This is a genomic window from Neobacillus sp. DY30 (assembly GCF_030123065.1).
Lineage (GTDB): Bacteria > Bacillota > Bacilli > Bacillales > Cytobacillaceae > Neobacillus.
The window spans coordinates 3,958,066-3,975,339 of the sequence record NZ_CP126093.1 but is presented as its reverse complement, the minus strand read 5'-3'; the positions used below and the strand labels follow the sequence as shown (position 1 = coordinate 3,975,339).

The 17,274-nt window shown below is 37.1% G+C and carries 14 protein-coding genes and 1 pseudogene; 11 read left to right on the top strand and 4 right to left on the bottom strand.

Annotation, left to right across the window (positions count from 1 at the left end):
• Positions 1–22: 22 nt before the first annotated feature.
• Positions 23–847: a MerR family transcriptional regulator gene (locus QNH29_RS19355; RefSeq protein ID WP_283860971.1), complete on the bottom strand. Its 825-nt coding sequence runs from the start codon at positions 845–847 to the stop codon at positions 23–25.
• A gap of 105 nt (positions 848–952) precedes the next feature.
• Between QNH29_RS19355 and norA the strand changes: the two genes are divergently transcribed.
• On the top strand, positions 953–2,137 hold the full coding sequence (gene norA, locus QNH29_RS19350) for a multidrug efflux MFS transporter NorA (protein ID WP_283860970.1): 1,185 nt from the start codon (positions 953–955) through the stop codon (positions 2,135–2,137).
• Positions 2,138–2,255: 118 nt separating this feature from the next.
• Here the strand turns inward: norA and QNH29_RS19345 are convergent, their stop codons facing one another.
• Together QNH29_RS19345 and QNH29_RS19340 are read right to left on the bottom strand one after the other, a co-directional pair.
• Positions 2,256–3,626 carry a sensor histidine kinase gene (locus QNH29_RS19345; RefSeq protein ID WP_283860969.1) on the bottom strand — a complete coding sequence of 457 codons (1,371 nt, stop codon included), beginning with the start codon at positions 3,624–3,626 and terminating at the stop codon, positions 2,256–2,258.
• Positions 3,627–3,997: 371 nt separating this feature from the next.
• A complete protein-coding gene (locus tag QNH29_RS19340) occupies positions 3,998–4,699 on the bottom strand; it encodes a response regulator transcription factor (RefSeq protein WP_283860968.1) in 702 nt (233 codons plus the stop codon).
• A 180-nt stretch (positions 4,700–4,879) separates the two neighbouring features.
• Between QNH29_RS19340 and QNH29_RS19335 the strand changes: the two genes are divergently transcribed.
• The gene (locus QNH29_RS19335) at positions 4,880–5,416 is read left to right on the top strand and encodes a YdhK family protein (protein ID WP_283860967.1); all 537 of its coding nucleotides are present in this window, start codon (positions 4,880–4,882) and stop codon (positions 5,414–5,416) included.
• An 85-nt stretch (positions 5,417–5,501) separates the two neighbouring features.
• Here the strand turns inward: QNH29_RS19335 and QNH29_RS19330 are convergent, their stop codons facing one another.
• The gene (locus QNH29_RS19330) at positions 5,502–5,759 is read right to left on the bottom strand and encodes a hypothetical protein (RefSeq protein WP_283860966.1); all 258 of its coding nucleotides are present in this window, start codon (positions 5,757–5,759) and stop codon (positions 5,502–5,504) included.
• Between the two features lie 252 nt (positions 5,760–6,011).
• On the opposite strand from QNH29_RS19330, the gene QNH29_RS19325 reads away from it, so the two are divergent.
• From QNH29_RS19325 to QNH29_RS19285, 9 genes and pseudogenes are all read left to right on the top strand, one after another.
• Entirely contained in the window at positions 6,012–6,464 is a 453-nt protein-coding gene (locus QNH29_RS19325; protein ID WP_283860965.1) for a hypothetical protein, read from the top strand.
• Positions 6,436–6,639, top strand: a pseudogene (locus tag QNH29_RS19320) (ArsR family transcriptional regulator); the annotation flags it as partial. The gene QNH29_RS19325 and the pseudogene QNH29_RS19320, both read left to right, overlap by 29 nt.
• A 15-nt stretch (positions 6,640–6,654) precedes the next feature.
• Entirely contained in the window at positions 6,655–7,950 is a 1,296-nt protein-coding gene (locus QNH29_RS19315; protein ID WP_283860964.1) for an arsenic transporter, read from the top strand.
• A 20-nt stretch (positions 7,951–7,970) separates the two neighbouring features.
• The gene (arsC, locus tag QNH29_RS19310) at positions 7,971–8,393 is read left to right on the top strand and encodes an arsenate reductase (thioredoxin) (protein ID WP_283860963.1); all 423 of its coding nucleotides are present in this window, start codon (positions 7,971–7,973) and stop codon (positions 8,391–8,393) included.
• Between the two features lie 427 nt (positions 8,394–8,820).
• Positions 8,821–10,959 carry a heavy metal translocating P-type ATPase gene (locus tag QNH29_RS19305; protein WP_283860962.1) on the top strand — a complete coding sequence of 713 codons (2,139 nt, stop codon included), beginning with the start codon at positions 8,821–8,823 and terminating at the stop codon, positions 10,957–10,959.
• Between the two features lie 316 nt (positions 10,960–11,275).
• Positions 11,276–12,190, top strand: a complete 915-nt coding sequence (locus tag QNH29_RS19300) for a proline dehydrogenase family protein (protein ID WP_283860961.1) — start codon at positions 11,276–11,278, stop codon at positions 12,188–12,190.
• A 28-nt stretch (positions 12,191–12,218) separates the two neighbouring features.
• On the top strand, positions 12,219–13,790 hold the full coding sequence (gene pruA, locus QNH29_RS19295; RefSeq protein WP_283860960.1) for an L-glutamate gamma-semialdehyde dehydrogenase: 1,572 nt from the start codon (positions 12,219–12,221) through the stop codon (positions 13,788–13,790).
• A 136-nt stretch (positions 13,791–13,926) separates the two neighbouring features.
• Entirely contained in the window at positions 13,927–15,390 is a 1,464-nt protein-coding gene (gene putP / locus QNH29_RS19290; protein WP_283860959.1) for a sodium/proline symporter PutP, read from the top strand.
• A gap of 148 nt (positions 15,391–15,538) precedes the next feature.
• The gene (locus QNH29_RS19285) at positions 15,539–17,233 is read left to right on the top strand and encodes a sigma-54 interaction domain-containing protein (protein WP_283860958.1); all 1,695 of its coding nucleotides are present in this window, start codon (positions 15,539–15,541) and stop codon (positions 17,231–17,233) included.
• Positions 17,234–17,274 lie beyond the last annotated feature (41 nt).

Genomic DNA, 17,274 nt, shown 5'->3' with positions numbered 1-17,274 from the left:
GCTGCTTTACTATTCCATTTAATTACTGAGCAACTTGTATCATAATTTTGGTAACATAATGCTCCTTAAGATTCTTTACAACGGAATCATAGATATACTCTTCAAAAACATACTCTCCAATGGTTACATTTAACCGTTCCATCTCGGAAAAAAGTCGCTTGTATGTATGATGGATGGTATTTTCATCCCCAATATGATAGCCGATGATAAAATTCCCCTTAACCGATTTAAAATACGGATGTCCTTCCTTTGGATTCGGTTGTTCTATATATAGGTAGCTATAATTCGTGAATTCTCCCTTTAGTATTTGCTCCCGTTTTGTGATAACCCCAATCGGATAACCTGTATCAAGATGTGATTCATTCAGTTCATTTATGAACTCTGAAACCACCTCTACAAATTCCTCTTCCGTTATATTCTCGATGTTTTTACTTAAATAAAGCGTTGCTTCTGGTAATATTTCAAGTGTAACCTGCTGAAAATCAAGGTGTGAAGCTTCTTCCATTAATGCTATTTGTGCTTCGATAAATTTTTCCTTCATTTCGATCTCCTGACGCTTTTTCATAATCTCTTCTTTCTTTTGATGCATTAAAGACAAATACCGTTCAGGAGATTTATTTTTCATGTAGAGTTGAATATCGTGAAGCGACATATCAAGATCTTTTAATAAATCAATAACAAAGAATAACTCTATTTGGCGAATTGAATAATAACGGTACCCTTTTTCATTTTTCAATATCGGAGATAAAAGTCCAATTTGATCGTAATAGAAGAGAGTCTGTTTGTTTACCTTGCAAAGCTTCGCAAATTCACCCGTCGTTAAATATTTTCCATACTTTTTATCCATTTTTTATAACACCACCCTTGAGTATATAGTTACTATATACATTACGATGGAAATTGTAAAAACAAATGATTAACAGTGTTCGTTTGGTTAAGGAGAATGTAAAAGATGAAGAATCAAAAGGTTACCTTAGTATTATTATTAATGAATTTATTCATAGCCTTCTTAGGAATTGGACTAGTGATTCCAGTTTTACCCACGTTGATGAATGAATTAGGCATAACAGGAACAACAGTGGGGTATTTAACAGCAGCTTTCGCCATTGCCCAATTAATTGTTTCACCATTTGCAGGGAAGGCGGCAGATAAATTCGGCAGGAAAATTATGATTGTCATTGGCTTGTTTATTTTCGGTCTCTCAGAATTTTTATTTGGAATCGGAAAAGAAATTGAAATGTTATTTATCTCACGGATATTAGGCGGAATTAGTGCGGCGTTCATTATGCCAGCAGTTACTGCTTATATTGCAGATATCACCACTTTGGATACTCGTCCCAAAGCACTTGGGTATATGTCTGCTGCTATTAGTACAGGATTTATCATTGGTCCGGGAATTGGCGGATTCTTAGCAGAATTTGGAACACGTGTACCATTCTTGTTCGCGGGTGCTCTTGGTGCAATCGCTGCTATTCTTTCGATTATTTTATTATCTGAACCAAATCGACTAGAGGAAAATCATGAACCAAACTTAGAAACTAAAAATGGGTTCAAACGGATGATTGCACCAAAATATTTCCTTGCGTTTATCTTAATTTTTATTGCCTCATTTGGTTTAGCAGCGTTTGAATCATTCTTTAGTCTATTTGTGGATCACAAATTTCAATTCAAACCATCTGATATCGCGATTGTTATCACAGGAGGTGCCATTTTTGGCGCCATTTCACAAGTGATATTATTTGACCGGCTTACACGAATGTGGGGAGAAATTAAACTGATTCGCTACAGCTTACTATTATCAGCTGTATTGGTCTTTTTAATGACCGTTGTGCATTCCTATTTTTCTATTTTACTTGTTACCTTTATTGTTTTTGTAGGATTCGATTTATTCCGGCCAGCCATTACGTCTTATCTATCAAATATAGCTGGGAATGAACAAGGTTTTGTTGGAGGAATGAACTCGATGTTTACTAGTTTAGCCAATATCAGTGGACCCATTCTAGGGGGGATACTATTTGATGTTGATGTTAACTATCCATATTATTTTGCGACGGTTATTCTAACAGTAGGAATCATTATTACTTTGATCTGGAAGAAACAGGCAAATCGATCTTCTTTTGAAGTAAAGGCTAATTAATTAGTACTCTATGACAGAATGCATGGTAAAAAATAACGAATTCCTTTGTGAATTCGTTATTTTCCTTTATTTAAATGTACGTAATCACGGACTTAATCAATAATCAAAAAAAGGGTTTTCATCGTTGTAAAATAATAGTAAAGCTGGTGCCTTCTCCAACTTGGCTTTCAACGGTAATTTCTCCTCCGTGTGCTTCGACTAGTTGTTTAACAATAGCTAGACCCAAACCAAATCCACCTGTAGCCCTTGAGCGTGATTTATCTACTCTGTATAGGCGGTCAAAAATATGAGGAAGGTCATCTTTTGGTATACCTGCTCCTTGGTCCTTAACAGTAATTTGTACTTTTTCGTTTTCTTCAAGTATCCCTATGAAGGTTGTGGTTGATACTTTCGAGTATTTGAGACTATTGTCTAACAAGTTGATTAATACTTGTTCAAATCGGATTGGATCTATATCAATCATTATATTGTCTGGACAGCTTCTTTCTAACTTTATCCCCTTATTACTAAAAGCAGGAAAAACCCGTTCATAGATGGATTTTGTGAATTGGTCCAAATTTACTTTTTCTTTAGTTATCGAAAAAGTATTCTGGTCCAATTTTGCTAAATCAAATAACTCTTTAAGTAATATGCTTACACGTTGGGCTTCTTCCTGGATAATATTTAGGTATTGTAATCGATCCTTTTCTTCAAGGTTTATTCTTCTAGCGATATTTGCGTATCCATTAATATAGGTCAAAGGGGTACGAAGTTCATGCGAAATACTTGCTAAAAATTCATTTCGCGCTTGTTTTATATAATTTAAATCATTAGCAAGCGTTTGAATAGAAAATGAAAGTTCCCCTAATTCGTCATTAGAAGGTTTTGGCAGACTAACAGAAAAATCCCCTTTGCTCAATTTTTTAGTAGCTTCTTTCATAATAATAAGAGGTTTTGTTAGAGCTTTAGATAAAAAGAAAACAGTAATGAGAACGAAAATAAGGATGGATACGGATGCCACAAATAGATGTTTATTCAATTGGTTAATTAGTTTTTGGACCTCGTCCGTATTCTTGAACATATAAATATAACCAGACATCTGACCCTTTTGGTAAAATGGTGTTAACGTAGCGATAAACTGTTTCTTTTTCCAGTCATCTTGTATGATTTTTCCGGTTTTAGGAAGGTTAGAGACAGGAATCGGAATATTTAATATGTGCTCTATACTGCTCGTAATCTTTCCAGAAGAAATTACTATATCACCCTTTGTGTTTGTGACAACTACCTGGGAATCAGATTGTGACCCCATTAATCCTATATGACTTAGTGTGTGTGGGTCAGATTTAATTTCCAATACTGCACGATGACCATTTCCTTTTGCCAGTAGTGAATCTAATTCTTGGTGAACTCGTGAGTGTACTAGATTTCTATGTAAAAAAGTCATAGAAATAATTTCTATTAACAATATACATAATGAGAACCATAACCCTAATTTTATTGATATCTTCATAGGTAAACACCTCTTGGTCTTAAATAGGTTATTTAATAAAAAAATATGAAGAAAGTATGCAGATAATTATGAATTGAATGTTTGGAAAATTGTTACAAAATCTTGTTATTTTCTGCACAATTCTTAAATAAACTCAAAGATAGATTAATACATAGATTTACATTAAAAGAGAGGTCGATATGAATGAATCATCAGCACCTAATGAAATTTAGACTTCGGCAAATGGAAAAAGAAACAAAACCATTACTATTAAAGAAAAAAACACTACTAAACTTAATGGGTAATTTGTACAAAACAATAATTGTCGATAATAGATCAAACTAAATGCAAAAATCGCTTCCCATTTGGGAACGATTTTTGTTTTTTCATTTTCAATTAGATGTTTCGGAGTCTTCAGTTAGCCATTTATACCCGATGCCCCAAACAGTAAAAAGATGGTTATCAACTGAAAATCCGGCATTTCGTAATTTTTCACGCAAATTTCTAATATGGGAATCTACTGTTCGATCATCGATATGTGAGTTTAATCCCCATATGGTTGACAATAAATGATCTCGTGAAAATACTTTTTGAGGATTTTTCAAAAACAATCCTATTAATGCAAATTCTTTGGGCGTTACTTGAATAACCTGGTTTTGAAATTTTAATTCGACAGATTCTTCTTTCCACTCTAAACCCTTAAAAACAATTTGTTTCTCTGTTAAATTACTAGTTCTTCTTAACAATGCTTCTATCCTTGCTAATAATTCATCTTCACTGAAAGGCTTTGTTACATAATCATCTGCTCCGAATTTTAATCCTTTTATGACATCAACTGTTTCACTTCTTGCTGTTAGCATAATAATGGGAACTTTTGAAAACTCCCGTATCTTTTTACAAGTAGTCCAGCCATCCATTTCTGGCATCATTACATCAAGAATTACTAGGTCAATTGCTTCTTCTGCTTCTTCTAAAAAAGTTAAGGCTTCTTTGCCGGATTCCAACTTTATACACCTATAACCATGAGGTTTTAAAAAAAGATCCAAAAGATCAAGCATTCGGGTCTCATCATCAACGAGCAAAATTGTTTTCATACTTCCACAACCTTATATACAGTTTATCAATATAATAAAGGGAAAATATGAAGAATGTATGCAGATTTAACTCATTTTCATATTTTGTTATTTATTTTTTAATGCAAGCTCCATAATTTCTGCACAAATTTTTGTTAGCATATGAATTGTTAAATAAAAGAAAAAGGAGTAGTTATTTACATGAACAAAAATAGAATGAAAAAGCCAGCTTTATTATTGTTAGCAGCCCTGCTCTTATTTTTAGGAGCATGCTCAAATGCTAATAATGATGATCACTCTGATATGAACCACTCGGGTTCAAGTGAAGTCCCTAAAGGCTTAAAGGAATCTGAAAACCCAAAATATAAAGTGGGCAGCAAAGCTATGATTGAATCAGATCACATGCCAGGGATGAAGGGTGCTGAAGCAACGATTGTAGGGTCTTTTGACACTACTGTTTATACTGTTTCTTATACGCCAACAAATGGGGGAGAAAGAGTGGAGAACCATAAATGGGTCATTCATGAGGAAATTAAAGATGCAGGTGAAGAACCATTTAAACCTGGTGAAGAAGTAACACTGAATACGGAACATATGGAAGGTATGGACGGTGCGAAAGCTGAAATTGATTCAGCTGACGAAACAACAGTATATATGGTTGATTTCAAAACAACTGACGGAGAAAAAGTTACAAATCACAAATGGGTAACAGAAGGTGAATTATCGCCAACAAAATAATAAGAGAGCAACAATATTTAATTCGTAAGAAAAACCCCTGCTAATGGAAAAGCAGGGGTTTTATAGTGAGACGTCTCCAAAACTATTAAAATCGGTTCATCATTTTTTCACTATTCATTCCCTCTTGATTTGTTCCGTCCATCATTCCTCCTTCTTTATGGCAAGAATTGTACATTTCTTGAAGCTCCTCTTTTGAAGAATCTGGGTGCATTTTTTGCATAAAAGGTAACAATTTTTCAAAGTTATTACTTTCAACCGAGTTGTTAGTTCCTGCTGCGAATACTGCTGTTCCCGCTCCAAGGATTAATATAGAACTTAAAAATCCTACTGCCCATCTTTTCATCTCTCGACAACTCCTTTCTTTTATTACCTTCATCATATAGTAGAAATTTGCAGAAAGAATGGAAATATCGTGTAGATATTATGAAGTTTTATATTGGTTGGTTATTACAAAACTATCAACATATAACAAATAAATCGTTCTGCCATATTATCTCCATTAAAAATGCATAAAAACTGCAAATATATCCATTAAATTAATGTTGTAATCAAATAAAATATTTTATGCTTAATTAACTTTTTGGAGGTGGAAAGATTGAAAAGATGTTTTTTAATTTTATTTACAGCAGCCTTTATCTTCTCCTTTAATGTTACGGTATTGGCGGATGAGGGACACGAAGAAGATATCAAGAAGGCTGCCGAAAATATAAAAAATAAAACGAATAATGAACATAGTGAAGAGTCCAATTCTCATTCAGTGGGGGCCAATACTTATTCAGAAGAGGCAGATGCTCCCTCTGATGCAGCAAATGCTCATGGTGAGGAGGAAGCTCACGGAAAAGAGGCGGATACTCATTCCGAAAAAGAAGGAGCCCATGGAGAGGAATCTGTAGCTGATGACCATCATGGACCAGTGGTGGAAACGCCGCCAAATTATAAGGTGCTAGGAAGCTATGGAGCTGTAAATCTTTCATTTATTTTAATTGAAGTTTGGAATAAGTGGTTTAGAAGGAAGGGGACAGCCGGCAATCAGCCAGCATATTCGTAAATTAAAAGATGCTGGGTTGGTGCGGGAAACAAGAAGAGGACAATGGATTATTTATTCGTTGAGTAAAGAGGGCCCTTATTATCCCTTGGTCCAAGATTTACTTCACCATCTTCCAAATCAAGATTTTAGATTGAAGGAATTAGAAGAGCAGGGTTTAAGAATTTCATGTGAATAATTGGAGGTTTCAACTTTGGTATCAACCATACTTGCATCATTGATTTTTTTAATTACGCTTATTCTCGTTATATGGCAGCCAAGAAATCTATCTATTGGTTGGTCTGCTTGTGGTGGTGGTATTCTCGCCCTAATCGTTGGAGTGGTTGACTTCCATGACGTTCTGGAAGTGACCAATATTGTATGGAATGCAACTTTTTCTTTTATTGCCATCATCATTATTTCATTAATATTAGATGAAATTGGGTTCTTTGAATGGTCAGCCCTCCATATGGCAAGAGCTGCCAAAGGAAATGGGATTAAAATGTTTGTTTATGTGAGCATTCTTGGTGCTCTAGTGGCTGCATTCTTTGCAAATGACGGGGCAGCACTTATTTTAACGCCAATTGTATTAGCCATGGTTAGAAACTTGAAGTTGGAAGAAAAAATGGTTTTTCCATTCATTATTGCGAGTGGTTTTATAGCTGATACAACGTCATTGCCGCTAGTGGTAAGCAATCTGGTAAATATCGTTTCTGCTGACTATTTCGGAATCGGATTTGCAGAGTTTGCCTCAAGAATGTTTGTTCCAAATTTATTTTCTTTAGTGGCAAGTATTTTAGTCTTATACCTTTATTTCCGAAGGAACATACCAAAGGAATATGATTTAGCTCATTTAAAGCAACCCATAGAAGCCATTCGGGACCAGAAAATGTTTCGCTTGTCATGGGTTGTCCTCGCTATATTATTAGCGGGATATTTTATTAGTGAATTACTAAATGTTCCAGTATCCATCATTGCAGGGATAGTGGCTATATTTTTCTTATTCATGGGAAGAAGAAGCCATGCAGTTGAAATAAAACGGGTTATTAAAGGAGCACCATGGGCCATCGTATTTTTCTCAGTTGGAATGTATGTGGTGGTTTATGGTTTACGAAACGTAGGATTAACTAATGTCTTAGCGGACCTGATCCAAGTAACAGCCGACCAAGGATTATTTGCAGCTACAATTGGAATGGGTTTTATTGCGGCTATTCTATCTTCCATTATGAATAATATGCCAACTGTAATGATCGATGCTTTAGCAATTGCGGATACCAATACAAGTGGTTTGATTAGAGAAGCTCTAATATACGCCAATGTCATAGGTTCTGATTTAGGACCCAAAATCACCCCGATTGGCTCCCTTGCAACATTATTATGGTTACATGTATTATCGCAAAAAGGAGTTAAGATTTCTTGGGTAACCTATTTTAAAACGGGAATTGTGTTAACCATCCCAACTTTGTTTATTACTCTGGTGGGTCTCTATATATGGTTGATATTTATTTAGGACAAAAAGGAGAATTCATCATGGACAATAAAAAGAAACTTTACTTCTTATGTACAGGGAACTCATGCAGAAGCCAGATGGCTGAAGGATGGGCTAAAAAACAGCTCAGTGAAGAATGGGAAGTGCGCAGTGCTGGGATTGAAGCACATGGTTTAAATCCGAATGCTGTAAAAGCGATGAAAGAAGCAGGAATTGATATTTCTACGCATACTTCTGATATTATCGATCCTGAGTACTTGAACAATGCTGATTTAGTAGTGACTCTTTGTGGAGACGCGGCTGATAAGTGTCCCATCACACCGCCAACGGTAAAGCGAGTTCATTGGGGATTTGAGGATCCTGCCAAAGCACAAGGAACTGACGAAGAAAAATGGGCTTTTTTCCAGCGGGTTCGGGATGAGATTGGTGGTCGAATTAAGCGTTTTGCCTTAACTGGAGAGTAAAATGTTTTGTGATTTTTCCTCAAGTACGTGTATGAAGGACAAATCTTTGAGAATCCTCCAAGGATTTGTCCTTAAGCCATAGTATGAAAGACAAATCTTTCAGAAGCCTCCAAAAATTTGTCCTTAAGTCCCTATATGAAAGACAATTCATTCGAAAAGCTCATAAGTTTAGTCCTCAAGAACAGAAAAATCCAGTTATTTTGTAGCTTATAGTAGCATGCGTATTATAAAGCCTGACTGCTGCATTATCCGTTCATAATGCAGCAATAGCCATCGGAACTACGAAAATTTACCAGGTGAGGAAATTTTATTAAAACATTCAAACAATTGTTTGACCATCGAAATGCCATTTGTATATACTATAATCAAATGAACGTTTGAATGATAAGAGTAATTACCTTTACTCACCAATTAGGGGGAAAAACTTATGAGTAATGCTGGTTTAGAGAAAGAAAATGAGAAAACCGTTTACCGTGTACAGGGGTTTACTTGAGCAGGCTGTGCGACAAAGTTCGAAAAGAACGTAAAACACCTGGATGGTGTTTCTGATGCAAGTGTAAACTTTGGTGCTGCTAAACTTACCGTTTATGGTGCAACAACCATTGAAGAAATAGAAAAAGCAGGGGCTTTTGAAAACATAAAAGTTTTTCCTGAAAAGCAAAAAATCGAAGAAAAAAAAGAACCATTCCTACAAAAACATTCAACCGTCATTGCTTCGCTGGCCTTCTTACTCATTGGGTGGATTTCAGTCCAACTGAATGGGGAAGAGAGTATTTCATCCATTTTAGCATATGGAGCTTCTATATTAATCGGTGGTTACCGCCTATTTCGTACAGGATTAAAGAACTTAACCCGTTTAGATTTTGATATGAAAACGTTGATGACCATTGCTGTTATTGGTGCTGCTTTTATTGGAGAATGGGGTGAAGGGGCAACTGTTGTGATTCTTTTTGCGATAAGCGAAGCGCTTGAGTCTTACTCAATGGATAAAGCCCGTCAGTCTATTCGCTCTTTAATGGATATTGCACCTAAAGAAGCGTTGATTCGAAGAGGAAATAAGGAGATGACGGTTGAAGTCAACGATATTCGTATTGGTGACATTATGATTGTCAAACCTGGGAAAAAAATAGCGATGGATGGAATCGTGGTAAAAGGGTTATCAGCCGTTAATCAAGCAGCGATTACAGGTGAATCAGTCCCTGTAGCAAAATCGGTTGACGATGAAGTATTTGCAGGAACGTTAAATGCAGAAGGTTTACTAGAAGTCAAAGTAACCAAACATGTTGACGATACGACGATTGCAAAGATTATTCACCTAGTCGAAGAAGCTCAAGCTGAAAGAGCACCTTCTCAGGCCTTTGTGGATCGGTTTGCAAAATATTACACACCGCTTATTATGCTCGTAGCATTAGGAGTCGCAGTGGTACCACCTTTATTCTTTGGAGCAAGCTGGGACAAATGGATTTATCAAGGTTTGGCTGCGCTAGTAGTTGGTTGTCCTTGTGCGTTAGTTATTTCTACTCCAGTTGCAATCGTAACTGCTATAGGTAATGCAGCTAGAAATGGAGTTTTAATAAAAGGCGGAATTCATTTAGAAGAAATGGGGGCAATTAAAGCCATTGCTTTTGATAAAACAGGTACCTTAACAAAGGGTATTCCAGCTGTTACGGATTACCTTCCACTGCAAATTAATGATCCGAACGAGCTTCTAACCATTATCGCAGCATTAGAAAATGGTTCTCAGCATCCGTTGGCATCAGCCATCATGAAAAAAGCTGAACAAGAAAATTCACCCTATCAAAAAGTTTTAATAGAAGACTTTTCATCCATAACTGGCAAAGGGATTAAAGGAATTATTAATGGTAAGACCTATTACGTTGGTAGTCCTAATTTGTTTGAGGAGACCATGACAAAAGGAATCCCAATTGATATTAAATCCCAAATTTCTGAACTGCAAAATCAAGGAAAAACTGTTATGGTAGCGGGTACATCTAATGAAGTAATGGGTCTCGTCGCTGTTGCGGATGAGTTAAGAGAGAACAGTAAGGGTGTCATAAAAAAACTGCACTCATTAAATATCAAAAAAACCATTATGTTGACGGGTGACAACGCTGGAACAGCAAATGCCATTGGAAAACAGGTTGGAGTGTCTGATTTACAAGCAGAACTTTTACCGCAGGATAAGTTAACATTCATTAAAGAACTCAGAGGCAAATATGACCGTGTGGCAATGGTTGGAGACGGTGTGAATGATGCCCCAGCACTGGCTGCTTCTTCAGTGGGAATCGCAATGGGTGGAGCGGGAACAGATACGGCTCTTGAAACGGCAGATATTGCTTTAATGGCAGATGACCTCGGAAAACTTCCGTTTACGGTCAAACTAAGTAGAAAAGCCTTAACAATCATAAAACAAAACATCACGTTCTCGTTGGGAATTAAGCTCGTGGCATTGCTATTAGTGATTCCCGGATGGCTAACACTATGGATTGCTATATTTGCTGATATGGGAGCAACACTTATTGTCACATTAAATGGTTTACGACTTCTCAGAGTAAAAGACAAATAAAAAGAGAAGAGGCTTCCCAACAGTTTGGGAAGCCCTTTTGTCCCTTTTTTAAGTATTTATGCTCATAGGTAAATGCTTTGAGACATTCAAAGCATTTACCATTATTTTTTTTGATGATCATAATAAAAAAGTGTGTCAGAAATACTAACAAAAGTGTTTAAAAGTATTGAATAAAGGTTATATTCAATTTAACAATTAAACAATATTGTTTATTTTCGAAAAATATAGACACATGTGTTTAAAAATGTTATAAAATTATGTAAAGGTGTTAAATGATAAACAACAGTGTTTATGTTAAAAAGGGGGATGGATTGTTTTGGAATTACTGATGAGAAATATGTTTCAGTCATTAGGGAAAAATACCTCAGCCAATAAACTTGCAAAGAAATACGGATTGCGTTTCGGTGCGGGACGATTTGTCGCCGGAGAAACGATTAAGACAGCTATTGAGGCTGTGAAAAAGTTAAATCGTGAAGGTAAAGTTGTAACCCTGGATCATCTTGGGGAATTTGTCTATACGGAAGAAGAAGCGCTGGAGTCAACGGAAATGTGTATCCAAACTCTAGATGCGATTGCAGAAGCAGGGGTAAAGTCAAATCTTTCTCTAAAAATGACCTCACTAGGACTGGATATTAGCCGGGATTTATGTATGAGAAATATGCGCAAAATTCTTGATTGTGCCAAACTTCATCAAAATTTTGTCAGAATCGATATGGAAGATTACGAGCATTGCCAAATCACATTGGATATTTTCAGAGAATTACGCCAGGAATACGACAATGTCGGTGTGGTCATTCAAGCATACCTTTATAGAACGGAGCAGGATATTGCTGACTTGAATCTTCAAAAGGCCAATCTGCGTCTTGTAAAAGGAGCTTACAAAGAATCTCCGACCGTCGCTTTTCCTGAGAAGAAAGATGTGGATGATAATTTCAAAAAAATTATAAAGCAGCATCTCCTGAACGGGAATTATACCGCTGTTGCAACCCATGATGCAACGATGATTGATTATACTAAATCTGTTGTTAGTGAGTATCAAATACCAAAAGAACAATTTGAATTCCAAATGTTATACGGCATCTGTGAGGATATTCAAGACAAGCTTGTAAAAGAAGGCTTTAAAGTACGTGTTTATGTTCCGTACGGAGTCGACTGGTTTGGCTATTTTATGAGACGCCTTGCGGAAAGGCCTGCCAATGTTTGGTTCGTGTTAAAAAATCTACTAAAATAAAAATCTTACATAAAGGAGTTAAACCATTATGACAACAACAACGACACAAATCGCACCTTTCAAAAATGAACCTTTTACTAATTTTTCGATTGAAGAAAATAAGCAAGCCATGTATTCGGCACTTGCGAAAGTCAAAAAAGAGCTTGGAAAGAAGTACCCATTGGTGATTGGCAGTGAAAAACTATTTACTGGGGAACAAACGATTTCTATCAACCCAGGAAATGTGGATGAGGTAGTAGGTTACGTTAGTAAAGGGAATAAAGAATTAGCTGAAAAAGCAATGCAGGAAGCGTTGAAAACCTTTGAAACTTGGAAAAAGGTTGCACCTTCTGATCGTGCAGAGTATTTGTTCAAAGCGGCAGAATTAATGAGACAGCGAAAGCATGAGTTTTCTTCTTATCTAGTATATGAATCAGGAAAGAACTGGGCAGAGGCAGATGCAGATACTGCAGAGGCCATTGATTTTCTAGAATTTTATGCAAGAGAAATGATTCGCCTCAGTGAAACAAGTATTCACCAGCCGCTCACAAAAATTGAGGGAGAAGACAATCAAATCTCTTATATTCCTCTTGGTGTAGGGATTGTGATTTCTCCGTTCAACTTCCCATTAGCCATTATGGCAGGGACAACAGTAGCAGCGATTGTTTCAGGGAATACGGTTATTTTGAAGCCTGCGGATGCTACACCTGTCATTGCAGCTAAGTTTGTAGAATTGATGGAAGAGGTTGGCCTTCCTTCCGGAGTACTTAACTTTATCCCTGGAGATGGAATCGACGTTGGTGAATATCTAGTAGAGCACCCTAAAACTCGTTTTATCTCATTCACAGGATCCCGTGCGGTGGGATGCCGAATTTATGAAAGAGCGTCAAAAGTGCAGCCGGGACAATTGTGGTTAAAGCGTGTTATTGCCGAGATGGGCGGTAAAGACGGCGTAGTTGTCGATGAAACTGCTGATTTGGATGCAGCAGCGGCCGCCATTGTTGCTTCCGCTTTTGGTTTCCAGGGGCAAAAATGTTCTGCTGGATCAAGAGCGATTATCGTTGAATCGGTTTATGATGAAGTGGTTGAGAAAGTAACGGAGTTAACCAAGAAATTAACGGTTGGTCTTCCTGAAGAAAACCATGCCATTGGACCAGTTATCGATCAAAAGTCAGTTGATAAAATCATGAGCTATATTGAAATTGGCAAAACAGAAGGCAGAATGCTGACTGGCGGATCAAGCGCAGATGGGAACGGCTTCTATATTGAACCAACTGTATTTGCTGATGTGGAACCGAAAGCACGAATCATGCAGGAGGAAATCTTTGGCCCAGTTCTTGCACTTGCTAAAGCAGCTGACTGGAAGGAAGCAATTGAGATTTATAATGACACTGACTATGGATTGACAGGTGCCTATCATTCAAAGGATGCGGAGCGAATCGACTTTGCGCTTGAAAATATGCATTGTGGTAACCTTTATATCAATAAAAAATGTACAGGTGCGTTAGTTGGAGCTCATCCATTTGGCGGTTTTAATATGTCTGGCACAGATTCAAAAGCCGGCGGATACGACTATTTGCTGTTGTTTACTCAAGCTAAGCTGAAATCTAGAAAATTATAAAAAAATAGAAAAGCTAGGAAATCCCTTTAGTGGGGATTTCCTACACCTTAATCTAAAAAATATCAAATTTTATTGAAAGCGCTTCAATGAACAATTGTTATTTTTCTATTCAAAAAACAGAACGGGGGGATGAGGTTTGAATACACAAATACTTATTTCTATCGGTATTTATATGCTTGGTATGTTGTTAATCGGATACTTTGCTTACAAGCGTACGTCCAATCTATCAGATTATATGATTGGCGGAAGAGGGCTTGGAGCTGCCGTAACAGCGCTGAGTGCCGGGGCATCTGATATGAGCGGATGGCTCCTAATGGGTCTTCCTGGTGCAATGTTTGCTCAAGGTCTAAGTGCATCATGGATTGCGATCGGGTTAACGATTGGTGCGTATTTTAACTGGCTGTATGTAGCACCAAGATTAAGGGTTTATACTGAAAACGCCAACAATTCGATGACCATTCCCGCTTTCCTTGAGAATCGCTTTGGTGATCAGTCGTCGATGCTGCGTTTAACTTCAGGACTTGTCATTATTGTTTTCTTTACCTTCTATGTTTCTTCCGGAATGGTATCGGGAGGTGTTCTTTTCGAGACAACGTTTAATCTTGATTACCAGGTGGGACTTTGGATTATTGCGGCTGTTGTGATTGGCTATACGTTATTCGGTGGATTTTTAGCAGTGAGTTGGACTGATTTTGTCCAGGGGTTGATTATGGTCATTGCCCTTATTCTGGTTCCGGCGGTAACGATCATGGAAGTAGGCGGAATAGGACCGGCATTTAATGAGATAAAAGGAATTGATCCTAAATTATTTGATATTTTTAAAGGGACCACTTTGTTAGGGATTATTTCCTTGATGGCATGGGGCTTGGGCTATTTTGGGCAGCCACATATTATTGTTCGCTTTATGGCTATATCCTCTGTCAAAGAAATCAAAAAAGCAAGGCGGATTGGGATGGGCTGGATGATTTTCTCCGTTTGCGGTGCGATGTTTACAGGATTCATCGGCTTGGCCTATTATTCAAACCAGGGACTCACTCTATCAGATCCTGAAACCATTTTTATTAAACTAAGTGAAATTTTATTTCATCCAATCATTACTGGATTTTTGTTGGCGGCTCTATTAGCTGCAGTTATGAGCACCATTTCATCGCAGCTTCTTGTTACGGCAAGCTCACTGACAGAAGATGTTTATAAGACATTTTTTCGCAGATCAGCAACAGATAAAGAATTAATGTTTATTAGCAGAATTTCCGTATTAGTGGTTTCAATTATTTCTGTTATCATTGCATTTGATAAGAATGGAACTATTTTATCACTGGTTGGTTATGCATGGGCGGGTTTTGGCGCTTCTTTTGGACCTGTCATTCTCCTCAGTCTTTATTGGAAGCGGATGAATCGATGGGGTGCTCTTGCCGGCATCATTGGCGGGGCTGTTACTGTCATCATTTGGGCAAATGTGCCAGTATTAGTAAACACCCTTTATGAAATTATTCCAGGTTTCATTGTCGGTTTGGCAGCAATCTGGATTGTTAGTTTACTGACTCCAGAACCAAGCGAAAAATTACAAAGAGAATTTGATCAGTATAAGCAATCTGCGTAAAGTAGAGCCCATCTTTTATGGAACCTTTAGAGAAAGAGTATGAAAGCTGATACCTGTGTTTTTCAGGTTCAGCTTTTTAATTTCTATTGCTAGAAAGTGCAGTTCATTTTATGTTAAAGTGAAAAAAAAGGCTTGAAAGGATTTTAGTATGTTCAGAAGTGGGCAAATTCAACTTGATGACTCCTTTACAATTGTAAATGACCATATGACTTTAGCAGAAGTAAAAAAGAAATTAGAAAAGTATAAATTTGTCGTTGTGGCTGGTGGAGCATACTTTATCATTCATAACTATGAATATCGGCTGATCGAATTGGGTATTGATACAGCAAAGATAATTGATTGGCTTGAACAGCTTAATTGGCTGCCATCTACAGTCATTTCTTCTGAAACAGGAATTTTGGCAAATGTTGATTGGCGCAGGCCAGTACTCATCGAAAATGGAAGAAAAATCATTGGTGTATATACATTTGAAAAACGGATTGAGAAGCTGGAAGAAGAGAATCGTCAACTCTCAGCCTATTTTCAAACCTTAGCTGAGACAATCAATGACTCTGTTACTGCAGTGGATGAAGCTGGAGAAGTGGTTTACTGGAATGTAACGGCAGAAGAAACCTATAAAATAAAAAAAGAGTTTATAATAGGGAAAAAATTAGGTGAGCACTTTAGTGATGAATCTATAGTCCTCCATAGAATTTTAAACGAAGGACTTCCCGTAAGAGGACAATACCATCGGCCGAATAAGGATACACATGTTTTGATTAACGCCTCACCTATTATGATTGATAATAAAATCATTGGTGGGGTTGCTGCCGAACATAATATTACAAATATTATTCGGCTGAACGAAGAATTGGATTCAAATTCAGCGGTACTTGTCCCCAAGTCAAATCCATTCGCAAAAATGGAGAGCGGAAGTCCGAAATTTCAGGAAGCCTTAAAAATTGCACAAAAGGTTGCACATGCTGATATTCCGGTCCATTTAACCGGGGAACCCGGGTCTGGAAAGGAAATGTTGGCTCAAGCGATACATTATGGAGGGACAAAAGCGGATGGCCCATTTATCACTATAAACTGTTCAGTTATTCCTCCTGGATTGTTAGAAATTGAACTTTTTGGTTTTCAAAAGGATGTTTATTCAACAGACCAGCAAACATTACAGATCGGCAGGATTGAGCAAGCTTTAAATGGCACTTTATTTATAGAAGATATCGATAAGATGCCGCTTACAATTCAGGGTAAATTATTAAATTACCTGATTGATTATCGATTTTACCGTGTGGGAGGGGTCGATGAAATTACATCTCCAACTCGAATTATTACTTCTACTTCAAAATCCATTGATCTTCTTCTGAGAGAAGGAAATTTCAACGAGCAGCTCTATTATCATATATCTGTGATCAGTATCGATATTCCGCCTCTTCGGTTTAGAAAAGAGGATATTGTATCACTAGTTAACAATTATATTCAGGAATTTAGCTCCAAGTATAAAAAGCCCGTGCCAGATATGGATCCGGAAGTAATCACACAGTTAGTTAATTATGATTGGCCTGGAAATGTCCGGGAGCTTAGAAACACGATTGAACGGATAATCCTCCTTATTGATAAATCATTGATATTGAGTGCGCATCTGCCAGAGCATATCAGAAGCAAGATAACAGCAAACCAAACCGTCTTAAAAAAAGGCGAAAACAATCCACAGGAGCAAGGATTAAAAAATTCAGAAGCGTTAGAGATTGAGGAAGCATTAAAAAAAACATACGGAAACAAAAGTGCTGCAGCCAGTTTACTTGGCATCTCCAGAGGCACATTATATAACAAAATAAAAGAATATGGATTAAGTTGAAATTTTAATGAAATCTTTAAAAAAAGAAAGTGGAGGCGGAA